Genomic DNA, 23,403 nt, shown 5'->3' with positions numbered 1-23,403 from the left:
GAGAGCGGAGAAAAAGATGATTCAATTAGTAATGTTTCCTTATGCAGGAAGTATCGTAAATCCGTATAAAGAATGGCTGGCATTGAATGATTCAGAAGTTGAAATTATTCAAATTGAATATGACGGACGCGGTCGTAGAAGCTTTGTTGAAAGAGCGGACACTTGGCGGACATTGATTGATAAAACCATGAAGCAAGTATTAGAATGTGTGGATTTTACCAAAGAATATATTTTGTTTGGTCATAGTATGGGAGCAAGAGTTGTTGCAGATATTTATAAAAAAATCGAAAAAATGACAATCAAGCAACCAAAATTGTTAATATTTTCTGGAAGCGAAATATTTCGTTCAAAGAGCTATGAAGCGATTCTAAGTGCGCCAGCTAAAAAATTCAATCAATTTTTCTTTAAACTAGGCGGGATTCCTAAAGAAGTGATTGAAGAGGTTGAACTTTTAGAGCTAGTAACTGACTATTTAAGAGAAGACTTGACCTTATTAAATCAATTCAGTTTTAACTGGCAGAAAACAAGAATAGCTTGCCCAGTGTTGATCTTTAACGGAACAAAAGAGGACAAAAGTGAGTTGAAGGAGTGGATCGATCTAATCGGACCCGACTGTCAACAAGTGATTTTCCAAGGAGATCACTTCTTTATTAGAAATAATGTACAGGAGATTCTTTCGGTTATTAAGAATAAAATAAAGTAAATGTGCGATGTAGGTGTTCAATCTATGTCTTAGTTACTTATAACCTGACTATAGGGTGAGACAAAAGTTTTTTTTACTTTTGTCTCACCCTTTTCTTGCGCTATGAGAATGATGTGGAATTTTAATTTTTGTATAGTCATTGAAATTGATTCCTCTCAACTAAACTACAATTTTTGTGTACTAAAAACTGTATTAAATACAAATTTCTGTTATATAAAATATCGATTTTCCTCATAATATAGAGCTTTTTTGAGCATATATATGTAATATTATAATTAGGAATGATAGACTAAATCTGTTGTTGGAATTATCAGAAAATTTTTGCCTTTTCTATTGAAAGCACTTTTATCAGAAAGCTAAATTATGAGAAAAGAGGAATAAAATGTATTTTGTTATTATGCCCTCTCAGGATATCCGCCGGAATTTAGCGACGGAACAATATCTACTAAATCAACAAACATTCGATGAACCGCTTGTTTTATTTTATATTCAAAAACCTTGTGTTATCGTTGGGCGCAATCAGAACGTACGAGCAGAAGTCGATTTGAATTATGCAAAGGATCATCAGATCACGATTACTAGAAGATTGTCTGGTGGTGGCGCGGTGTATGATGATTTGGGGAATTTGAGTTTTAGCTTTGTTGTGAATGCAGACCATGAGTCTTTTGGGGATTTTAAGTTATTTACACAGCCAATCATCGAGGCGTTACATGAGATGGGCGCAACAGGTGCTGAAATCAGCGGCCGAAATGACTTACTGATTGATGGAAAAAAATTCTCTGGAAATGCTATGTATACGAAGAATAAAAAAATGTATTCACATGGAACCTTGATGCTAGATGTTGATTTAGATGAGGTAAGTCGAGTTCTGACGGTTTCTGAGAAAAAGTTAGCATCAAAAGGAACGAAGTCTGTCAAAAGCCGAGTGACCAATCTCAAACCTTATCTAGCGAAAGAATATCAAGCAATGTCCACTGAAGGATTCCGAGATCGATTATTGCTACATCTATTTAACGCTAAAACCATGGAAGAGATCAAAAAAAAGGAGTATCAGTTAACACAAGAAGATGAACTGGCAATCGATCAATTAGTCTTAGAGATTTATGGAAATGAGGCTTGGGTATTTGGTGAGGAACCAAAGTATACGATAAAGAGAGAGGAGAAATTCAAAGCTGGCTTAATAGAAGCCAATATTTCTGTAGAAAAAGGTCGAATTTCATCCATTGCGATTTACGGTGATTATTTTAGCCAAAAAGAAACAGAGGAAATAGCGGATTTATTGATTGGGTGTCAATATGATCAGGAAGCAATTAAGCAAAGATTAGCTGAAATCACAGTAGGCGATTATTTTAACAATGTTTCTAAAGCTGAATTTATTCAGTTATTGGTCGATTAAGTTGGAGGAAATAACATGATTACTTTTGAACAAGTTTCGAAAAACTATAGCCATAATAAAGCGACTGTTAAAGTCCTAGATAATGTCAACCTGCAAATAAAAGACCATGAATTATTTGGTGTGATCGGTGAAAGTGGTTCTGGAAAATCAACGCTATTACGAATGATCAATACGTTAGAACAACCAAGTCAAGGTACAGTCAAAGTAGCTGGAGTTGATGTGATGCAGTTAAATGAGGCAGAACAACGACAAAATCGTAAACAAATCGGCATGATTTTCCAGCAATTTAATTTGCTTTACAACCAAACGGTGAACGAAAATATAGCCCTTCCTCTGCGTTTAAATAAGACCTATGATCAACAACGGGTCCAGGAAGTGTTGGACTTTGTCCGTTTGTCAGAGAAAGGAGAGCATTATCCCAAACAACTTAGTGGCGGTGAAAAGCAACGTGTAGGTATTGCTCGAGCATTGATCACACAACCTAAAATATTGCTCTGTGATGAACCAACTTCGGCCTTAGACGGACAAAATGCATATGACATCATGGAATTATTACGGAGAATCAATCAAACTTTCGGAACAACGATGGTTATCGTCAGCCATGAATTAAATTTGATCAAGCAGTTATGCAATCGAACCGCTATTTTAGAAAAGGGCAAAGTGCTGGAAACGCTAGCAATTCAAAAAGGACAACAACAGCCACAATTTGAGACATATTATGAAAGAGTTCGGGAGAGTTTGGGATGATGACAGAGTATATAGATAAAATTAATTACTACCTTCCAGAACTGACAAAAGCTTTGTCGGAAAGTGGCATCATGATTATGATTTCGATCCTTGCTGCAGTGGTGCTGGGATTACCGCTTGGAACCTTTGTTTACTTAACGAAAAAAACACCAACTAAATCCAATCATTGGATAGGAATTTTCTTGAATGGCTATATTAATATTGTTCGTTCCTTCCCCTTTTTATTGTTTGTGGTTGCACTTATTCCTTTTACTCGATTTGTATTAGGAACAGCCTTTGGTACGTATGCCGCAGCTTTACCGTTAAGTTTTGTAGCCGTCGCAATATACGCCAGGCTTGTGGAACAAGTGCTCTTAGAAATGTCCAATGATATTTTAGAACTTGCACGATCTTTAGGCAGTACCAAGTTTCAATTGATCTTTCGTTTTTTGTATGTTGAAGCGCGTTCGGGGTTAGTCCTGGCTTTGACGTCAGTAATTATTAGTATGGTTTCTTATTCAACTGTAATGGGGGTGATCGGCGGTGGCGGGATCGGTGATTTTGCATTGCGTTATGGCTATCAACGCTACGAATATGCTGTGATGTATACGGCCATTGTCCTTATGATCATTTTTGTCAGTTTGATACAGATCAGCGGTAGCTGGTTGGCTAAAAAAATAAATAAAAAATAATAGTTAGGAGCAAAATCATGAAAAAAAAATTATGGATTAGTATGTTAGTGTTGGCGGGGGTAGCGGTTGTAGGGTGTGGAGGTCAGAAAAAAGCGGCTGATACAGAGAAAAAAGAAGACCAAGTTATCAAAGTTGCTTCGCATATTCCATCAACTGTTGAGGTAGTTGAGCTAGCTGCAAAAGAAATTGAACCCGGTTACAAAGTAGAATTAGTGCAAGTCAATGATAATATTCAATACAATGAGTTACTGAATGCCAAAGAAATCGATGCTAACTTTGCCCAACATGAGCCATTCATGCAAAAATTCAACGGAGAAAAAGATGGTAATTTAGTTGTAGTACAAAAAATATACAATGCTAAAGTTGGTTTTTATTCTAAAGAATATAAAGATATCCAAGATCTTCCAGAAGGTGCAAAAATTGCAATACCAAGTGATGTTTCGAATGAAGGCCGTGCATTGGCAATCTTAGACGATGCAGGTCTAATCAAACTAAAAGAAGGCGTTGGCTTTAATGGAACCATCAAAGACATTGTTGAAAATCCGAAAAAATTTGAATGGGTATCTGTTGATTTATTGAATCTAGCAGAAGCGTATAATGAAAAGGATATCGCGATGGTCTACAACTATCCAACGTATATTGCGAAAATTGGTTTAACACCGAAAGATGCTATTTTACTCGAGGAAAAAGTAGATGATCGTTTTGCAATCAGTTTAGTTGCTAGAGAAGACAACAAAGATTCAGATAAAATCAAAGCATTGAAAAAAGCAATGACGAGTGATAAAGTTCGAGAGTTACTGGAAACGAAATATAGTGAGACGTTGACAACAGCGTTTTAAAAAATCAGAGTCGTTAACATGTTAACGGCTCTGATTTTTTATTATCTGAGACAGAAAAAAAGGTTGTGATAGACTAAATTTAAGTAACAGCTATATTTGTTTGTAAAAGATAGTTTTATATAACTTGTTACTAACATATTTTAATAATGATTGCCATTCATTTTTATCCAAAGGGTTATCAAAATAAAAGAAATTTTCATTAGGGTAATCTTTTTCATAACAATCAGAAATCAGAATATCTGATTGTTCAGATTCATCAATAAAGACAATCGATTCAGAGCTAAAGAAACTTGAGAGACTTTTTTTCATTTCTGCTGTGGTGATTTGATTTTTTGAATATTGAATACAAATTTTTAACTGTTGTGACTTTTTAGAGGAGTCTATAAAGAAATAAAATAAATAAACAATATAGGTGAAAAAACCTTTTGATTTTAATTCGCAAAGATAAGGTGCTTCCAAAAATAATTGTTGTGCAAGTTCTGAAAGTTCGATTTCTATTTGCGGAAAATCAGCAAAATCAGTGCCTAAATTAGAGAGATTTTGGTCGTTTTCAAGCCATTCACTATTATCGATGGACAAGTATGTAATAGAGGTCAATGCAATCAAGAGAGCGTAATAAGAAAAAAGATAATCTTCACGCTTGGGCTTGATATCATATGCTGCATAGACTCTATCCAAAATAAATGTACAACTCTCAGAAAGTGGCAAATCAGACTCAATAAAGGCTGTAGCTATGTCTAGCTTCTGAGCTGTTGTATCAGTATTATAGATAAAAAGCCGACATAGAAAGCCAAAATAGCTTTCCTCTTGAGCAAGAGCTTCTCCAGAAATATTCATATCAACTGAAAATTTGATTGGATGAATGGTATTAAATAATTGTATGACTTCTAAAAAATCAGGATCAAGATCTATTAGCTTATTCCTATAAAGAATTCTCCATGCACATATGGTTTGATAATATTTCAAACGCATCTTTTGAGATTGTGAAACATTACATATGGGAACATCAATATCTTGAAGATAGGCTAAAGAGTCTCTGAAGGGCCAAACAACGCCTTTAAAAACCGACCAATAATAATAAAAAAGAAATAAGCGAATATTTGTCTCTAACCCCTGAAAATTTGATCGCGATTTATCTCTTGTAAAGATGAGTTTAATGTCGAAATCGCTTAAGACTTTGTTGATGGTATTTAGACTTTTATAGGTTTGAGCTACACTTAAGTTGATCTTTTGAGAGAGCGCTTCAACACTAATAAAATAATTCAATAACACAGAATGAAAAATCAAATATTCATGGGATTGCTGGATATAATGAAGTCTTAATGTATCAATAACAAAGCTTACATTTATCGAATTATCTAAAAAAATAGTAAAAAGAATATCATTTTTAATCAGACGAACATGTCCATGAGGAAAGAGTTCCGCTAAGTCATCATCAAGTACTTTAAGCTTTCGATAAATCAGATTTAATGACAGATCAGATTTCTCTGCAATTAGATTGACAGAGAGACCATTTTTACTAAATAAAATTAGTTTGAATAGTTCAAAGTTCTGCTGATCACTTTTCTTCATAAAAAAACTTTTCATAGTTTTATCCCTCCTTTGTGAATCATAATACTTATTTTAAAATAATCAATAAAAATACACGATAATTAGATTAAAAAGATAAAAAAATGAGAACGAAAGTTTCTTAGTCCCCTAAGCTTCTTTTGTTCTCATTGATTGATCACATGATATTATTATTTTTGGTCGCAGCTTCGATTGCTCTTGCATGGTGATCCATATTCATTTGATACTTATCGATCGAAGTGAGATCTTTTTCAATATGTCCTAAGCGAGCGTTTAATTCGTCAATTTTAGCTAAAGTCTTTTGTAAAACTTCAAGCATATGTTCATCTGTATTCATCATAGGTCTCCTTTATTGTTCATTCAATTTATTTTCATAAATGGGTGCTTTTGATCGGTAAAATAAGGCGTAAAGAATCGTACAAATCACTGGAATCAAACTTGCAACGAAGTATAACCCTTGGAATGAAAGAAAACTGCGTAATTCGCCTAAAACATAAGGTCCGACACCTAAACCAAGATCTAGTCCAATGAAGTAAGTGGATAATGCAATACCGATTCGATGACTATTTGGACTGGCTTTTAAACAGATTGCTTGGCCATTAGACATAAACGTACCATAACCCAAACCAATCAATCCTCCAGAAACAAGCAACATCCAACTACTTGTTGTCACACTCAGCAACAACAGTCCTGCTGTTAGAAAGATAAAACTAGGATACATCACTGCATTTTCACCACGAGCATCAAAGATTCTACCAGACATTGGACGAGTAGCTGTGATCACCAACGCATAAACTACAAAGAAAAAGGAACTAGCGCTGACCAGATCGATCACTTTGGCATAAGAGGAAAGAAAAGAGAGCACGCTTGAATAAGAAAGGCCCATCAAAAAGGCAATAAAAGAAATGAATAGCACTTTTTTTTCAATAAAACTATCAATTGTCCAACGAGATAAACTGGCTTTGTGTGCAGCACTTAATTGAATATTTTTTACCGGGAAGATAAAACAAGCAATCGTTGTAAGGAAAATAAGCACAATCGAAAACAAAATAATAAAATAAAAGCTTGTTGTATTTAACAAAATCATTCCAATAAATGGACCAATTGCGGCAGCTAAACTAGTGCTTAATCCGTAATAATTGATCCCTTCACCATGTTTTGACTTAGGAATATAAGCAGTTACAATCGCATTTGTTGCAGTTGATACTGTTCCGTAACCAAAGCCATTCAGTAAACGAACCAGATAAAGAATCCCGATACTTGGAATATAGAGATACGCAATTGTTGTGATGAGATAAAACAAAGCGCCATATCTTAAAACGGCTTTTCGTCCAAGCAGTTCCAGCATTTTTCCCATAAATAGGCGGGCAAATAAGGTACCAATAATATAAATTCCAGAGGCAAGACCCGCTTGGCTTAAGGAAGCATGAAGAGTGTCTTGAGCAATTACCGCAATGATCACCATCAATAAGTAATAAACCAGATAGACCACAAAATTGATCAAGGTGATGCTAATAAAACCTTTATTGAATAACTTTTCTTCTGAATGTTCCGTCATTGTTGAATGTTCCTTCTTTCTTGTTATGATAAGCTTAAATTGCAAATTACAATCCTTTTCTGAAAGCCAGTTGTATAGTTACTATACGAAAAAAGTTGTTAAAAAAAATGCGGATTTGTTTTCAAAAAAAGTTGTTAACAAAAAAACATAACAAAAGTCATATACATTTGTTGTTGCTTTTCGATGTGTTATCATCTTAAATAAGAATAGAATTTTTACAGAAAATTTTCATATAGATGATGAGGAGTTAGTAAATGGATAGCCACGTGTTACAAGAATATTTAGACGATCATTCATTTCCAATAGTAGTAAAGAAAAAAAGAACCTACCTTACTTATGAAGGTTTGCAAGATCGTTATGCTTATATTTTAAAAAGCGGTATTATCAAAACCAGTGTTATCTCGCCGGACGGACGAGAATTTAATCTTAGATATATCAATAGTTTGGAAATCGTGTCACTTTTGAGAGATGAATATTCTCAGTTTATAGATGCGCCGTTTAACATTCGAATCGAGTCAGAGCAAGCAGAATTGTATCAGATCGATCGGGTTCAGTTTTGGAAGGATATCAATCAAAGCAAAGAACTGCAGATGTATGTGAAAGATTATTATCGGGTTCGTTTGATGTATTCGATGAAGAAGATGCAGCAGATGTTGATGAATGGAAAATTTGGTGCGGTTTGTACACAGATTTATGAGTTGTATGACACGTTTGGCGTGCAGATCGAAGATGGCTTGTTGATTGATTTTGTGGTGACGAATGAAGAGATAGCACATTTTTGTGGAATTACTTCTGCTAGTAGCGTGAATCGGATGATGCAGCAGTTAAAGGACTTAGGTGCGATTAGGATTCAGGATCGAAAGATTGTGATTACAGATATGGAGATTTTGAAGGATAATATTATACTTTGAGTATTTTAGTAGATTGTTTCAACTCTTGTTGTAACAATCGGGTATAGGAAAGATGCATGTAAATAAAGAATAGAAAAATGCTTAGAATGTGATCATTCGTTTCTAAGCATTTTTTTGTTTTAAAAAGGGAAATTGAAGTTTAGTAGAAAATATTGCGTAACATTTAAAAATTCTTTTGTTTTGATCAGATCTTTTGATTTTGTATAATACTAGTTAATTGTTTTTGTGATTCAGTTATCAAAAACGCATACTCTTTATGAAACGTCTCAAACAATTTTGCACTAGCATAGTATTGTTTGACTACTTGCTTTTTATTGATTGGCGTAGTGGGATTGGTAAAATACTTTTCCAGAACTTCCAGCGGTTCTTTCCAGGATTCTAAACATTCGAGTGAATCCCGAAGGTTTAAAATCTCTTGATATGGGACAGTTTTGATGCAGATGACGGAATTTTTCATGGTAATGCTCCTTTTCTCTTTGTTTGATTTTTGTATGTAGAGCAAAAGAAAATGGTTAAAGCTGTCCGTCTCTATCGTTGAATGATGGCCAGTCCAGATAAAATTTCAAAAGTGTCTAGAAATTCTTACAAAAATTAGGTACAATAAAGAAGTTGGTACTACGGTACTGGCAAATGGGCAACTTGGATAGAGAGGTGCTACTTTCTATTCAGGGCTTCATTGAACGGTTGGCGCCGAACAATGAAGTGCCTATTTTTCTTTTCTCAAAATTTGCAGGATAGAAATAAAAAAAGACGATCCACAGATGACCTGTAATCGTCTACAAATAGGCAAGATAAAGAAACTATAGAATATGTCGCCACTGTAATGAGTGTACAACAAAAAATAGATTTATCCTTACGCTATTGGCAAAGTTGTTTGACAGGTGCTACTGTATAAACAAGGCTTCTGGTTTGGTTGGCGCCAGACCACGAAGAGCCAATTTATTTATTTTTAATGTTAGTTATTTCTATCCTATGTATTTTATTATACATAAAGAGTGGCTGGTTCACAATGGATTTTTTTGTGGTAAGGCATTAAATAACACGAAAATCATGCTCCTTATATATAAGAAAAAATAACAAAAATTTTTTTGAAATTGAGGATTTTTTTCTGCTAATTCAAAATTAGTGGAAATAGTCAAAATGATTTTAAGAATAGGACAAATTTGACAAAAACAGAATTATTTACGAGGAAAAGATAGCGAGAAGCAAAACCTTTGCTATGCTAAAAGTGGTCGCTTTCTCTTTTGCGATGGCGATACTGATCGCATGAAGGAGGTGAGCCATTGCTTATTTTATTTTCCACAATCATTGGTCCGATTATTGTTGGAGTAGTCTTAGGACTATTCAAATACTGGCTTGATAATCGGCAGAACTAGGAAGCGGCTAAAAGCCAAAATAAACCCCATCACTCCTCGAAAGTGATGGGGTCTTTGGTGAACCTATTGCTTATTATTTTCTATCTATAAGATACATGAAAAGAAAGGTAGAGTCAAGTATTTCTTGCTTAGTAGTTTCATTTATTGAGAATAGATTTAATTAGATAAATGAAAACCGGAGCTTGGGACGTAACTCCCAATGAAAAATCCAGATACCAGTCGATTTGATTGGCATCTGGATTATTTTTAAAAATTATACCACAAATCAAGTCATTCTTCCTCTGGATTTTAATTTTCAGTTAGAAAAAAATGCTAGTGCATTTGCCACTGTTCAATTAGTCAAAGAACAATTGATTGAAGAAGAAGTGATTTTTATTGACGGCACAAAGATTGAAGCCAACGCCAATAAAAAAACTTTGTTTGGAGAAAATCGATTGATCACTTATGCCATGTACCATAAAGAACAAAAGAAAAAATTCAAACAGAACCCTTTCCTTAGAAGAAACAGGTAAAATCTATCGCCAACAAAAAATTGACGTCGAACTAGCTTTCGGACATTTGAAGGCTAGTTTAGGGTTCACTCGATTTTCTATTCGATGGAAACAGCAACACACAATGAAATGGGTTTCGCGCTAATCGTAGTAAATTTAAGGAAATATCGGCTAAGTAAGCTAGAAAACAAGGAGGATTCTCCCAATAATCTAAAAAATAGAAGACTGAAAATCATTTTTTTACGATTTTCGCTCTTCTTATTTTATGGTTCTTGGAGTTAGGTACCAAACACATTTTCTTTTCAAAATAAGTTATCAAAACTTATAAGTATCGATAGCTTTTGTGCTATTCAAATAACTTACTGTCATTTTGCAAGTTCTTTATAGGATATTTCAATTTAAATCTCAATTGACTGGTGAGCTACTTTGGTTAATACAGTTTATTAATGTTCTCTATATTTAGTTTATAGTAAACAAAGAAAAATTGAAACGAGAGAAAGGCACCTATTAGTTTGAGATGTTTTTCTTTATATCAAAAAACGAAGATACTAGATAATTATTTTCAGTAAAATTAATTTTACTGAAAATATATTTAGTTTAAAGATATAAATTTAGCATATAAAGTTGAAATAGATAACTTTATATGCTAAATTTATATTTGTGATTTATTCACAAATATTAGTTTAGGGGAGTTATTCATGAAAAAAAGAAATTTGTTTTTAGTTATATGCTTACTTATTATAGGGGGTTCTGGATTATTTCATTCTACTAATGCTGATGCTGCAGTGATAGGAGATGATTATCCAGCTAAATGGAAAAATCTTCCTTTAGGTGCTACCATCGATGACTGGAAAATGAGCACAAGATATTGTACTTCTTTTGTAGCAAATAGACTCAGTAAGGTAAATAAATTTGATATTCAACGTGGTGGCTTGGATTGGGATGCTAATAAATGGGCAGCTAATGCTAAATCACAAGGATACCGTGTCGATAATACACCTGAAATTGGAGCAGTCGCTGCATGGTCATCAAAGTTTCATGTAGCATGGGTAGCTGATATTAAAGGAGATCAAATTTTAATTGAAGAATATAATTATGACTACAAAGGCAATTATAACGTTCGTTGGATTAGTAAAAATGCTCCAGATAATTATATTCATTTTAAAGATATTAAAGTTCAAGTACCTACTCCTACTTTACCTAATAAAAATGTAGCTCAACCAATTTCTTTAGGAATAAATTATGAAACGCATGTAAGTAAGGTTGGTTGGATGAATAATGTTTCAGATGGAGCCTTATCAGGGTCTACAGGTTTCGGAGTACCTATAGAAGCTATAAAAATTATATTTGGTAATAGAGATATAGATGGTTCTGTTGAATATAGAGTGCACGTATCTAAAATCGGTTGGATGCCATGGGTGAAAAGTGGTGAAATTGCCGGAACAACTGGTCAATCTAAAGGTGTGGAAGCATTAGAAGTTCGATTAACAGGTGAAGCTTCAAAATACTATGATATAGAATATCAAGCTCATGTAGAAAAAATGGGATGGCAAGCAACAGTAACTAATGGACAAACAGCCGGAACAACTGGTCAATCAAAACATGTACAAGCGATAAAATTTAATTTAAAAAGAAAACCGATATTACAAGGACAATCAGAACCAAACGCAAGCGGACTATACTATAGGTCGCATCTTGATAAAGAGGGATGGCTTGGATTTGTACAAAATAATGAAATTTCTGGAACTACAGGTTTAGGTATTTCTATGCAATCTCTTGAAGTATATGTTGATGGAAAAAAAGAAAATGTACAATTAGATGCACATGTTGAGAAGAAAGGTTGGATTAATAATTCTGGAGGGACAGTTGGAGAAAAACTATCTTTAGAGGCAATAAAAATTACTCTAAAAAATAATTTAGAAAATAAATATGATATTTACTATCAAACACATGTAACAAAAAAGGGATGGACTACATGGGTTAAAAATGGAGAGATATCTGGTACAGTTGGAGAAAAGAAACCTATTCAAGCAATTAGAATTAAACTAATTGAAAAAAAATAAATTCACATTTTTCATATATCTGATATTAACGAAGACAATCGATAAAGATGATTGTCTTCAGTTTTAGAGTAGAGAAATCCATTCTTTTTTTATGCAATTAGTATCTTCGTTTATGGAAAAAAATGTCATTAAATTTTATAAAAGAAGCTATCAAAAATAAAGTGAAGGAACATTCAAAAATTGGATGTTCCTTTTTAGTTTAATAAAGATTGTATCTTAAAAGTGTAAGAATAGAGTACACTCATAATTTACAAACTTGAACCAGTGATGTAAAGCCTTTTACATTGTATGATTTAGGTGTAAAATTACTTCTTTTGATAATTTGTCTTCATTAGTATATTTATGACAATTATAGCAAGAACCTCGATGTGCTTATTTTCATTCTATAATGTCAAAGAGTCTTTCCTTTTTAGTTACAATCATTTAAACTAAAAGACCACCTTGAAGTATTTGATAAAAATGGGAATGCAAAGCAAGTATTAAATTTAGATGGTAGCATTAACGAACTTAAGTCAGCTAAGATTAAAGGGAGAAAGATACGATGATAGATGTAGAAGATTTAGATTTTCTTTTCAATTTTTATGAACAACTAAATAATAAAAATGAAAAAAAAGTTGATTTAGATTCTTTTAAGAAAGAGAATGATGTAAATTATTCTTTTAAAGAAGATGTTGTGGAAGAAATTCAAGAAAATTTGAAAGAGTTTAAAGACTGTATTGCAGCTCTTAGACAAATTGATTTGAAAGATGATATACACGATACAGTTTATCTTTACTCATTTGTTTCAAACATGAATAAACTGTACAGAATCATGGGGAATTTAAGTATATCCTTTTCGGATTTCCAAGACTTTGATATTGAAATCTCAAAAAATTTGCCAAAAGGACCGAACGATGATTCCGAGCTCATTTAATTTGATAAATATTATAAAGTGATGGGTAGGGAATCAAAATGAAGGAAGATTTGAAATTTATATACAACTTCATATCTAGTGTAAATTCTCAAAAAGCTAATAAGCTGTTAAAAGAAGAAACATTAGCTGATACTAAAGAGAATGTCTATGAAAGTCTTGATACAGATTTTACGAATATGGAAATTGCTCTGAAAAAATTAAAATCCATTGATATTTTAAGTAATAATTTTGAAGATGAGATAGAATTTAAACATGGTATGGCATATCTGGGAATGGCATTAATAGATATTTCAAATGATATTGCTGAAATGAATGATATGTTGGGAGAATTAGTACAAAATTTAAACGCTGATGAGGGAAGCTGATAATACTGTAACTGATTAGGTATTAGTTTGGTTCTACGTCAAATTGTGCTGGTAAGCCAAATAACTTAGTAGTTTTTTAGCGTGAACTTTGAGCGGAGATTAATTGTAGATTATAATAGGTGTAGGACTAATGTCCGACTTTAAAAACAAGAAAAGTATCATGATGAAAATCATGGTACTTTTTCATTAGAAAGAAAGCTCAATAGAGTATAAGCAATTAACCATTTTGTGGGTGCTGCTTTAACAACAGTGTCTAATGTTCAATAGAGTTGCTCAAAATAGGATAGAGAATGCCACTATCCTATTTTGTTTATGAGAACACCTACGCCAATAACACTCATAAAAATATACGCGTTTGAATTTACAAATTCCTTTATTTTATTTAATAATAAGTTTCTGTTTAAAAAAATAAACTAAAGGACGTTAAAATATGTCAAAATCTATAGAAGACTTGTTAGAGGTTAGTCAGGGTGTCATTTTGACGACAATCGATAGAATGGGCTTTCCGAGAAATCAGCTTATTTCATTGCCAATATACAGAAATCACTACTATTCCATGCTCTTTGTGGTAGAAGAACAGTCAACACTTATTCAGTCTTTGGGAAAAAACTGCCGAGCAACAGTCTGTTTCTTCACAACGAAGCCGTATCAGGCAGTATATGTGAAAGGAATTATCACGGTACAAGAAGAGCTAAAAGAAAGCGAACTGAACGAGTACTTGCGGAAATATCCAAAATTAACGAAGTTAGTACAGCCCATGGGGCTAGATTTTCAAACATTGACAATCGAGACAGGGCAGGCTGAATCTATTGATCAGGATAGCAGCGAAATGGAAGACAGCTGTAATCGCAACGAAAGTTGAAAGGGTTCTTAACAATGTTCCCTAAAAAAGGAGGATGATTGAAGACAAGTACGGTCTTATCTGACAGTTACATGAGGCCCCTTATTCCCAATTTGAGAGAGGTGTACAAGTAGATTATCTGTAAAAGGAACTTACTCCAGTAAGTATTCTAGCTAGTAACAGATTAAAGTAAGCGATCTATTTGAGTAGGTGCTTTAGCCTTATAGTATAAAAAATACGTATATTGATGTACAAAAACAATGGTATATACGACAATAAATGTGTAATAGCAGTTAGACGAAATATACCTGAATCATCAACGCAAGGATTATGTGTGAATGCAAATAAAGAAAGCGCTTAATTATTCAGCAAGTGTACTTTTATTTTAGTACACTTGAGGATAGAATTATTTCTAAAAAAGAATAGCGAAAGGATGATTAGATGAAAAAGAGCGTGTATTTACTGTTACTATTGGTTTGTTGGGTGTGTGGAATAAGTGAGATCGGGACTGTGAAGGCGGAAGCGGAAGGTGTAGGACATATCGTGACATTTGCCCCAGATAATGATACAAGTTATCCTGATTGGTTTAAGACAGAGGTAGAAGACGGCGGTTTGGTCACAGAACGACCAGAAGATCCAGAAAAAGCAGGATACAAATTTATCGGTTGGTACCACACCTTGGATAATGAAGATCAACCGATTTATTGGAATTTTGAGAAGGATCAAGTGACGGATAATACCACGTTATGGGCAGCGTATGTAAAAAAACATATTGTGACATTTGACCCGGATAATGATACAAATTACTCTGATTGGTTTAAGACAGAGGTAGAAGATGGCGGTTTAGTCACAGAACGACCAGAAGATCCAGAAAAAGCAGGATACAAATTTATCGGTTGGTACCACACATTGGATAGTGAAGATCAACCGATTTATTGGGATTTTGAGAAGGATCGAGTGGCGGATAATACCACGCTATGGGCAGCGTATGTAAAAAAACATATTGTGACATTTGACCCGGATAATGATACAAATTACTCTGATTGGTTTAAGACAGAGGTAGAAGATGGCGGTTTAGTCACAGAACGACCAGAAGATCCAGAAAAAGCAGGATACAAATTTATCGGTTGGTACCACACATTGGATAGTGAAGATCAACCGATTTATTGGGATTTTGAGAAGGATCGAGTGGCGGATAATACCACGCTATGGGCAGCCTATGTCAAGCTGTATATAGTAACGTTTAATCCCCAGAATGGGACTGAAAAAAACGAATGGCAGACTCTTTCTGTGATCGCGGGTTCAACAATTGATCAAGCGATCTCTATTCCAAAGAGGGAAGGGTATCAATTTGTAGGATGGTCTAGAAAAAGTGAGGAACGTCTCTTTTGGATGTTTGACCATGATACTGTAAACGATGATCAACTCTTATACGCTATATGGGATAAAAATAAGGATGAAGTGAAAGAGCATGCGCCTGTGGCTAGTGATGGGACAAGTAAAAATAGGGAACAAAAAGAAACGAAACCAGCGCGTCGCTTACCACGAACGGGTACAATGACTAGCTCATTTTATTTGATCTTTATCGGACTTTTCATGTTAGGCAGTACCTATTATTTGAAATATAAAAGTATTTTAAGAAAGTAAATCCTAAAATATTAAAACGACAGTAGCAGACATGTAGAACGCAAGTAGACTCGAGCATAGGGATGGGCAATACGATCGAACTCAAAATATGGAGACCAGTCAATAGGTCGGTCTCCATATTTTATTAAATAGACTACTACCAAAAACATTAGATAACTATAATGATGGAAAGGTAGATGCGTTGCTGAACCAGTTGGCTACAAGTATTGGTAATGGGACTATTGAAACTGGTTTTTGCGCTAGAAATAACCTTCTTGGAACTAAAATAGTAATAAAAAAATCACTAGGCGATTCAACAAACGAAGGAGTTATGCAACTAACAATTGAATTATACCCTAAGCCAATTATCCCTACTGATATTAGAATTCCTCAACCAGAATATGATCAAGCTTATAGAGATGTTGAAGCTGGCAAGACTCCCCAGTTAAATGTTGAAGTTATTTTAAAAGGAGTAGCATTAACTGGTCTTGCAATTGTAATTGTTGTAGGATTGGCTACTGGAGTAGCTGAAGTGGCAAGTGTTATAGCTGCTTTCTTTGGTACTATGGCAGGAGCATTTTAATTATTAATACAACAGGGAAGTTCTAAAAGACTTCCTTGTTGTATTAATCGGAATAAAAATATAGTATACTAAGTTAATCAAAATGTATAAAAATAGAAATCTATTTTAAATAGGGGAGAAAGATAATATATGTTAAATGATTTAATAGGAGAACTTTCATTAGTAAAATATTTTTGTTTGTTAATCGTTCCATATTTCATTTGGTTTATTTTTAATAAATACTTGAGCCAGAAGTTATTGGTCGAGCAGAAAATTCCCAAAAAACAAGCAAAATTTATCAAAACTGATATGATGAATTTTCAAAGAAAAAGCTTAAAATATTATCAATTATTGATCTATTTATTTTTTTTACTATGGTTAAGTCTATTAAGTTTTATTGGGATGTTTTTCGGCTCTTATTTTGAATATGGATATTTTACCAATAGTTCTGATTCAATATCTTATGCTTTTTTAGCTTTATTAACTATTAGTCTCATATTGTTAGAGAATTTGGTTGTAGTCATAATACGATTTAGGTTCTGGAATAAAGATAGAGAAAACGAATTTTTTAAAGAATACAAAAATAGTCCAATTATATACAAATCACAAAAAAAAATAGAAATTTTATTGTCTGTACTATCGTTAATACTTTCTATATTGAATATTATTCTATTTTTTAACTCTACTGTATATTAACTACAGATTAGATATACTGAATATTAAATGTATCAATTGAGTAGATTTTTTAGCATAGGACTCACAAAAACATTATATTTGAAAAAAATTTAATGAGTAAGATATTTTTACTCATTTTTTTCGTTAGCTTGCTATCAAAACTTAAAAGTATTGATTGAAAAAAATTTAGTTACCAGAACCAAGATACTAAGCTGTCAAAAGTTACGATCACAAGTGGTCAAAATTTGAATGAGAAGAAAACCGGTACAAAATAGTGTGCTGTTTTTTCTAGAAGAAGACCTCTTAACCAAAAACATTTGTTTAAGGTCGCAAATCAATTGATATTAAAACGCTCTATAAATAAGGGGAATTTTAAATGGATAAGTAATTAGCTTAAAAGACACTGTCATAAAGAGCAGTGTTTTTTTGTTTTAACGGGGTTAGCTAATAAATTATTCATTATCCAAAGTATAAAACAAGAAAATAGCTGTATATAAGTATTTTCAAAGAGCAACTGACGGCGATAAAAAACAATACAACCTTCATTCTGGAATGCATCGTTTTCTTAACTAGCCTAAAGCGTGAAAAGGTGCGCCGAATAGATCTAATTTCTGTGTAAGCTTTTCAAAGTGATATCCAATTGTTTGCGGTTCTACTGACTGTTTTGGTTTTTTATGACATAAATAGACTGCGTTTTTTTTTGATAGCGAAGCAAAATTTTTTTAAATTTTTCAGTTAATGATATCACCCGTTTACAACGACTTGTCTTCACTGAAGTTTCTACAAGTTTAGTCCGTTGTCCAAACAGAATTAGTAGCGCAATTCGCTGTTTGGTCCGACGAACACTTAAAAGATTTCTTCAAAATCAATATCGGACCATTTAAGTGCCAAATTTCTCCAATACGCATCCCAGTCTCTAAGACCAATAGTATGGGCAATCCTCGAATTGATTTCAAACTTTCAGCCTATTGATGTACATATTTTTCGTATTAAATGCCTACTTGTTATTGTTTCAATTCGTCCTATGAATGGACAATTTTATCAAATATACCTCTTTTTCTTTAAGTATAATTATGATATGAAAATCAAATGATTCAGCACACCATTTACTCATAAGAACTATCTAAAAAAGGCGAACGTGCATAGGAAATTTTCTGAATAAAATGTGTGCATTTTTTTGAAACTACTTTTTTTTTTGAAAAAAAAAAAAAATGTCTTGTAACAGAGTATGTTATACTGCTTAAATAAAAATAACACACAGAAATTTGTTTCTATCTGTTTTCAGTATCATGTACACCTGATAATGGCTTTGTGGGAAGGTTTTCAGGAGTTTTTGTAAAGGCAGACTTATAATTAAATAACGAAAGATATTTTTAGGGTTAGTTCTCTTGTTTCATTCACTGACTAGTTACCTTTCACACTGTATAACAACGTTTTATTTTTTAATATTTAAACCTGTTCGTGTTTTATCAAAAACAAAGAAAAAATTGTTTGTCTATGTAAACTAGTTCACCAGATAGAAAGGAGAATGAAAAATTATTGAGATCAAGCTTTATTTAGGGAAAAAGCCCCCCCTCTAAAATATTTCTTATTCAAGGAATTACTTTCAGCGCCCAAGCATCAAGTGCCCTTTAATAAATTGATGGAAGAATCAACTATCTCATACGATTCATTAGTGCATCTGTTCACAGACATTTCCCGTAATCTTCAACGAATGTCTCTTGAAAAGCAAGTAGAGTTACGGCAAATAAAAAACTATAAGAAAAAATTGTATGAGTTGAGTCTACAGCAAACAGCAGTCACTAAAGATATTTTACTTTATTATTTGAACGAATCCGTTGTCTTTTCAATTACGCAAGAACTGTTGCTTGGTAATCAAGGAACCAGTGAAGACGTGGTCAACAAACACGAAATCTCTCAATCGACCTTTCGAAGAGAATTAGCGCTGTTAAATGAGTATTCGAGCCCCTTTGGCTTGTATACTTCACTACGAAAACAAGTTGAAATTGAGGGGAATGAATGGGCTATCCATCTGTTAGCGGGTTCTTTTTCGCCCAAGCTCTTGGATTCTGCCAATGAGACGAACTTTTACGAACAGTTGACTTTAGTAGAGAATGCTCAAGCTGATAATGACGGTATGCTGTAAGAGCGAAATGACTGTTTTTTTATGATTATTGTCTTTATTAATTGGCAAAGAAGAATAAAAAGAATGAGTAGACTAAGATGAAAGGAATGATCATACGTAATGAGTAAGAAACTGATTAATCACAAAATTTATGAATTAAAGGGTGTTACCTCAAGTTGAGGTTTGAAATATAAAAAAGGAGTTTATTGTGTTTCATTCATTTGAAAGGAGGCTTAGGTAGTAGCGAATGGAATACGCTCTTTTTTCAACAGATAAGTGGTAACATCGTACAAAAAAAAACATATAAACTGGAGGAAATACAATTTGAAAAAGAAGCAACTAATAAGTGTACTAGTATTATCAACCCTAGTGTTATCAAACGTCGCAACACCCGTATTCGCATTGGCGGAGACCGTGGATGAACCAAGTGCAGCAGTGAACGAGGAGAAAGAACAAGCCCCTTCTAATCGAGCAACAATTGTACAAGAAGGCAAATGGGGAACAAGCCCAATGACTTTAGATAGTGATGGAGTTTTAGTTGTTAAATCTGGGACACTCACAAATAATAGTGGTTTAAATTCTACGAAGTATGTTGATCCTAATTATCTAATTGAAAAATCTGATGTTAAAAAAATAATATTTGAGGGTAATGTTTTATTCCCTAAAGATTGTGTTAATTTATTGAGGGGGCAGTCAGACGATGCTCTACATCTGAAAACTATGAACAATCTTACTTCTGTTGATTTTACTGGTGCCAATATGAGCAATGTTGAAACAATTAACTTAATGTTTTTTCAATCTCCAGTAAGTGAAATTATTGGATTTAAGAATTTAAATTTTCCTAAATTAGTTAGTTCAAGCTACCTATTTAATCAAGCTAGTAATTTAAAAAGTGTTGAGTTGGATTGGGCTACGCCTAATTTGCTTGAAACTAAAGGTATGTTTAATTCTGAAAGTATAGAAAAAATAACTCTGGGTCAATGGGACACTTCTAAAGTAACAAATATGGAAACAATGTTTTCAAATACTGCAGTGACAGAGCTAGATCTATCTTCGTTTGATATGTCAAGTATAAGTGATATTGGTTGTAACAATATGTTTTCCCGAGATGAAAATTTAAAAAAACTAACCTTAGGACCGAAAGTTAATTTTAAATATAATAAAACTACTAATAATCCCAACTTACCTGCTATTCCTGTGACGGATACATACACAGGGAAATGGGTGAATGTAGAGAAACCTACGAAGGTATTTAACTCAAGTGAAGACTTTATGAAAAATTATAACGGTGCAACAGATGCAGGGACATACGTTTGGGGAGAAAAAGTAGGAGCAGTGACGGTTAACTATGTGGATGAAGCTGGAAAAACCTTGGCTTCTGCAGATACCTTGACTGGTAATCTGATGGGCGAAGCATATACCACGAACCCCAAAGAGATTGCGAACTATCAAGTAAAAGAAACCCCTGCAAATGCTAATGGAACCTTTTCAAAGGCCACGCAAACAGTTACCTACGTGTATGAAGTGAAAGAAGCAGCCCCTGTCACGGTTAACTACGTAGATACAGAAGGAAATGAGTTAGCCTCTGAGCGTTTAACAGGAAAAATTGGAACAACATATACGACTGAGCCAAAAGAATTCGATGGCTATACGTTAAAAGAAACACCAGAAAATGCCAATGGCACATTTACAACTGACGCACAAACCGTAACGTATGTGTATGAAGGGGAAAAAGCCGCGCCTATCACCGTAACCTATCTGAATCAATTAGGCACAGAGATTGCCCCAGCCGCAACTGTGGATGGAAAAGTTGGACAAAGTGTTGACATTGGAGCGAAACAAATTGAGGGGTATGACTTAGTTGGAGACGCTACGCAAACAGCGAAGCTATCAACTAAGCCACAAACAGTGACTTTTACTTATGCTGGACAAGAGGCAGAGGATCTAACCGTTGAATATGTAGATGCAAAAACAGGTGAACAGATTGCTGCTCCTACGACAATTACCGGTGGAAAAACTGGCGATGCTTATACCGCTGAAATTAAAGAAATTCCGGGCTATACTGTAGCCAACGAATCAGCGGCAACAGGTTTCCGTCCGTATGCAGCAACAACAATCCAAATTACCTATAACGAAAATGAAGCAAAGCCATTTGAACTAAATTACGTGGGTGTGCAGCAACAAACCGTTGTGGGCTTCTTACCTGAGGGTGTTACGACAGATGAGGTGACATTATCAGTGAAAAAAGCTAACGGTACGAAATGGGAAGCAACTGGCTATAGTGCAAAACCAACAGCGTCAGGATTCTTCCAAATTGAGTCTCGTTTTGTCAAAGGGTCAAAAGAGTTCTTGTTAGAAAATCAAGACCAAGTAATGGTGAGTTTTGTCGACAAAAATAATGAACGCTACCAAGGTATTCAAGTAGTTGAACCTTACGCTGCACCAGCAGTCAATGAATTCAAAGAAGGCGATACTTGGGTCACAGGAACAGTTCAAAATGGTGCGAACGTACTCCGTTTATCTGTAAATAGTGTGGCAAATCGAACAGTTACTACGGCAGATGGTTTGGGTAAAAATCCAACTATCGAAGGAGATCAAGGGATTGATGCACGTACAGGCGCTTTTTCTATCTATGGAAAAACATGGCGTAATAAGGCGGATGGTCCCAACAGTGAGTATACTGAAAACAATGAAACCAAAGCAGGCGATATTTTGAGCTTAGATTACGGGGTTCAAATCTATGGTGCAGTGAACAATCCGTCTACTACACTTGAAGTGAAATAAACACCGTTAGTATTAAATGTATAACAGAACTAGAATCCCACAAAGATCAAATACTCGATCTTTGTGGAGATTTCTAATAGAAGAAAGAATATGAGAGCAAAGGTAAAAAGTACATAGAAAAGAGGAAAAGGAAATGGAAAACAAGAATTGGAGTATCGTGATTTTAGTCGCGACGTTAGTAATAGGAGGATTAGGAGGATATTCTTATGGGAAATATGAATCGAATCGTGAGGAGACAGTCATTACAATGAAGCAAGGAGATATCACATCAGAAGAAATTTACAGCAATATCAAAGAGACTGCTTCGATGAAACAACAAGTGACTGCGATGATTATCGATAAACTGGCCGAAGCTGAATATGGCAAAAAGGTAACTGATCCGATGGTCCAAGAAGCATTTGATAAAACCAAGCAACAATATGGTGACGAGTTCCCTGCTATTTTAGCGCAAAATGGGTTGACAGAAGAAGGCTTGCGGAAAGAGGTTCGTTCAGAATTAGTCTTGCAAGAGTTGTTAAAGGCACAAGTCACGATTACAGAGAAAGAAGAACAAGAGGCTTGGAAGGATTTTTACCCAACGGTAGAGGCTCAGGTTATTCAAGTAAACACAAAAGAAGACGCAGAAAAAGTAGACGCACAAGTCAAAGAAAAGAAAGATTTTACGTCATTAGTCCAAGAATTTTCGACAAATGAAGTTACAAAAGCTGCAGATGGAAAGCTGTCGTTTAACTCAGGCACCACCGAGTTGCCCACATCTGTTGCAGCAGAAGCGTTTAAATTAAAAGATGGCGAAACATCAGGCATTCTTTCTGGGCGCCTCTTAACAAACACGGGGTATCAAGAAGAATATTATGTAATTAAAATGATCAAAAATGCGGATCGTGGGGAAGAGTGGACAAAGCATAAAGAGGCATTGGATGAACTAATTCGTACGACACAGATACAAGACCCTGTGTTTCGTTCAGAAGTGCTTTCTAGCGAACTGAAAAAAGCCGACATTCAAATCAAGGAGCCGGCGTGGACTCATCTACTAGATGCGTATACAAAAAAAGGAACAGAAACAAGTGAGACGGATGCGGAAAAATAAGGGATAAAAAGTTAACTTGAAACAACTGACTTTTGAAAATCAAACCAGTACGCAGTCCTTTTAAGATGACCTAAAAAGTATTCTAGTAAAATATGTCGTGT

22 protein-coding genes are annotated in these 23,403 nt (G+C 34.2%); 18 read left to right on the top strand and 4 right to left on the bottom strand.

What is annotated here, in order from left to right; genetic code table 11:
* Positions 1–16: 16 nt before the first annotated feature.
* The 5 genes from BCR21_RS07390 to BCR21_RS07370 all read left to right on the top strand — a co-directional run bounded on the left by BCR21_RS07390 (position 17) and on the right by BCR21_RS07370 (position 4,356).
* Entirely contained in the window at positions 17–703 is a 687-nt protein-coding gene (locus BCR21_RS07390; protein ID WP_069645844.1) for a thioesterase II family protein, read from the top strand.
* A gap of 382 nt (positions 704–1,085) precedes the next feature.
* Positions 1,086–2,099, top strand: coding sequence for a lipoate--protein ligase (locus BCR21_RS07385; protein WP_069645843.1), 1,014 nt, complete (start codon positions 1,086–1,088; stop codon positions 2,097–2,099).
* Between the two features lie 15 nt (positions 2,100–2,114).
* Positions 2,115–2,846, top strand: coding sequence for a methionine ABC transporter ATP-binding protein (locus tag BCR21_RS07380; protein ID WP_069645842.1), 732 nt, complete (start codon positions 2,115–2,117; stop codon positions 2,844–2,846).
* A complete protein-coding gene (locus tag BCR21_RS07375; RefSeq protein WP_069645841.1) occupies positions 2,843–3,517 on the top strand; it encodes a methionine ABC transporter permease in 675 nt (224 codons plus the stop codon). The genes BCR21_RS07380 and BCR21_RS07375 overlap by 4 nt, the downstream gene beginning before the upstream one ends.
* A gap of 17 nt (positions 3,518–3,534) precedes the next feature.
* Positions 3,535–4,356 (top strand): MetQ/NlpA family ABC transporter substrate-binding protein, encoded by an 822-nt coding sequence (locus BCR21_RS07370; protein WP_069645840.1) that lies wholly within the window; start codon positions 3,535–3,537, stop codon positions 4,354–4,356.
* Between the two features lie 90 nt (positions 4,357–4,446).
* Here the strand turns inward: BCR21_RS07370 and BCR21_RS07365 are convergent, their stop codons facing one another.
* The 3 genes from BCR21_RS07365 to BCR21_RS07355 form a co-directional block, all read right to left on the bottom strand.
* Positions 4,447–5,943 (bottom strand): helix-turn-helix domain-containing protein, encoded by a 1,497-nt coding sequence (locus tag BCR21_RS07365; protein ID WP_069645839.1) that lies wholly within the window; start codon positions 5,941–5,943, stop codon positions 4,447–4,449.
* Between the two features lie 139 nt (positions 5,944–6,082).
* Positions 6,083–6,262 carry a hypothetical protein gene (locus BCR21_RS07360; RefSeq protein WP_069645838.1) on the bottom strand — a complete coding sequence of 60 codons (180 nt, stop codon included), beginning with the start codon at positions 6,260–6,262 and terminating at the stop codon, positions 6,083–6,085.
* 12 nt (positions 6,263–6,274) lie between these two features.
* A complete protein-coding gene (locus BCR21_RS07355) occupies positions 6,275–7,483 on the bottom strand; it encodes an MFS transporter (RefSeq protein WP_069645837.1) in 1,209 nt (402 codons plus the stop codon).
* 254 nt (positions 7,484–7,737) lie between these two features.
* On the opposite strand from BCR21_RS07355, the gene BCR21_RS07350 reads away from it, so the two are divergent.
* Positions 7,738–8,394, top strand: a complete 657-nt coding sequence (locus tag BCR21_RS07350; protein ID WP_069645836.1) for a Crp/Fnr family transcriptional regulator — start codon at positions 7,738–7,740, stop codon at positions 8,392–8,394.
* A 184-nt stretch (positions 8,395–8,578) separates the two neighbouring features.
* Here BCR21_RS07350 and BCR21_RS07345 read toward each other — a convergent pair whose 3' ends face one another.
* On the bottom strand, positions 8,579–8,851 hold the full coding sequence (locus BCR21_RS07345) for a hypothetical protein (protein WP_069645835.1): 273 nt from the start codon (positions 8,849–8,851) through the stop codon (positions 8,579–8,581).
* 826 nt (positions 8,852–9,677) lie between these two features.
* Here BCR21_RS07345 and BCR21_RS16830 point away from each other — a divergent pair.
* From BCR21_RS16830 to BCR21_RS07285, 12 genes are all read left to right on the top strand, one after another.
* Positions 9,678–9,770 carry a type I toxin-antitoxin system Fst family toxin gene (locus BCR21_RS16830; protein WP_139125625.1) on the top strand — a complete coding sequence of 31 codons (93 nt, stop codon included), beginning with the start codon at positions 9,678–9,680 and terminating at the stop codon, positions 9,768–9,770.
* A 224-nt stretch (positions 9,771–9,994) separates the two neighbouring features.
* Positions 9,995–10,282 (top strand): hypothetical protein, encoded by a 288-nt coding sequence (locus tag BCR21_RS07340; protein ID WP_069645834.1) that lies wholly within the window; start codon positions 9,995–9,997, stop codon positions 10,280–10,282.
* A gap of 677 nt (positions 10,283–10,959) precedes the next feature.
* Positions 10,960–12,324 carry a CHAP domain-containing protein gene (locus tag BCR21_RS07335; RefSeq protein ID WP_069645833.1) on the top strand — a complete coding sequence of 455 codons (1,365 nt, stop codon included), beginning with the start codon at positions 10,960–10,962 and terminating at the stop codon, positions 12,322–12,324.
* Between the two features lie 541 nt (positions 12,325–12,865).
* On the top strand, positions 12,866–13,237 hold the full coding sequence (locus BCR21_RS07330; RefSeq protein WP_069645832.1) for a hypothetical protein: 372 nt from the start codon (positions 12,866–12,868) through the stop codon (positions 13,235–13,237).
* A gap of 38 nt (positions 13,238–13,275) precedes the next feature.
* Positions 13,276–13,602, top strand: a complete 327-nt coding sequence (locus BCR21_RS07325) for a hypothetical protein (protein WP_069645831.1) — start codon at positions 13,276–13,278, stop codon at positions 13,600–13,602.
* A 430-nt stretch (positions 13,603–14,032) separates the two neighbouring features.
* Positions 14,033–14,464, top strand: coding sequence for a hypothetical protein (locus BCR21_RS07320; RefSeq protein ID WP_069645830.1), 432 nt, complete (start codon positions 14,033–14,035; stop codon positions 14,462–14,464).
* A 420-nt stretch (positions 14,465–14,884) separates the two neighbouring features.
* Positions 14,885–16,090, top strand: coding sequence for an InlB B-repeat-containing protein (locus BCR21_RS07315; RefSeq protein ID WP_069645829.1), 1,206 nt, complete (start codon positions 14,885–14,887; stop codon positions 16,088–16,090).
* Between the two features lie 181 nt (positions 16,091–16,271).
* Entirely contained in the window at positions 16,272–16,652 is a 381-nt protein-coding gene (locus BCR21_RS07310) for a hypothetical protein (protein WP_069645828.1), read from the top strand.
* Positions 16,653–16,781: 129 nt separating this feature from the next.
* The gene (locus BCR21_RS07305) at positions 16,782–17,327 is read left to right on the top strand and encodes a hypothetical protein (protein ID WP_069645827.1); all 546 of its coding nucleotides are present in this window, start codon (positions 16,782–16,784) and stop codon (positions 17,325–17,327) included.
* A 1,603-nt stretch (positions 17,328–18,930) separates the two neighbouring features.
* A complete protein-coding gene (locus BCR21_RS07300) occupies positions 18,931–19,452 on the top strand; it encodes a helix-turn-helix domain-containing protein (RefSeq protein WP_084013259.1) in 522 nt (173 codons plus the stop codon).
* A 303-nt stretch (positions 19,453–19,755) separates the two neighbouring features.
* The gene (locus BCR21_RS07290; protein WP_139125623.1) at positions 19,756–22,215 is read left to right on the top strand and encodes a MucBP domain-containing protein; all 2,460 of its coding nucleotides are present in this window, start codon (positions 19,756–19,758) and stop codon (positions 22,213–22,215) included.
* 133 nt (positions 22,216–22,348) lie between these two features.
* Complete coding sequence (locus BCR21_RS07285; protein ID WP_069645823.1) at positions 22,349–23,302, top strand: peptidylprolyl isomerase; 954 nt, start codon at positions 22,349–22,351, stop codon at positions 23,300–23,302.
* Positions 23,303–23,403: the final 101 nt, after the last annotated feature.

Source organism: Enterococcus ureasiticus, assembly GCF_001730285.1.
GTDB classification, from domain to species: domain Bacteria; phylum Bacillota; class Bacilli; order Lactobacillales; family Enterococcaceae; genus Enterococcus_L; species Enterococcus_L ureasiticus.
Note: the sequence above shows the minus strand (reverse complement) of the source record. Positions and strands in the feature narration are given on the sequence as shown.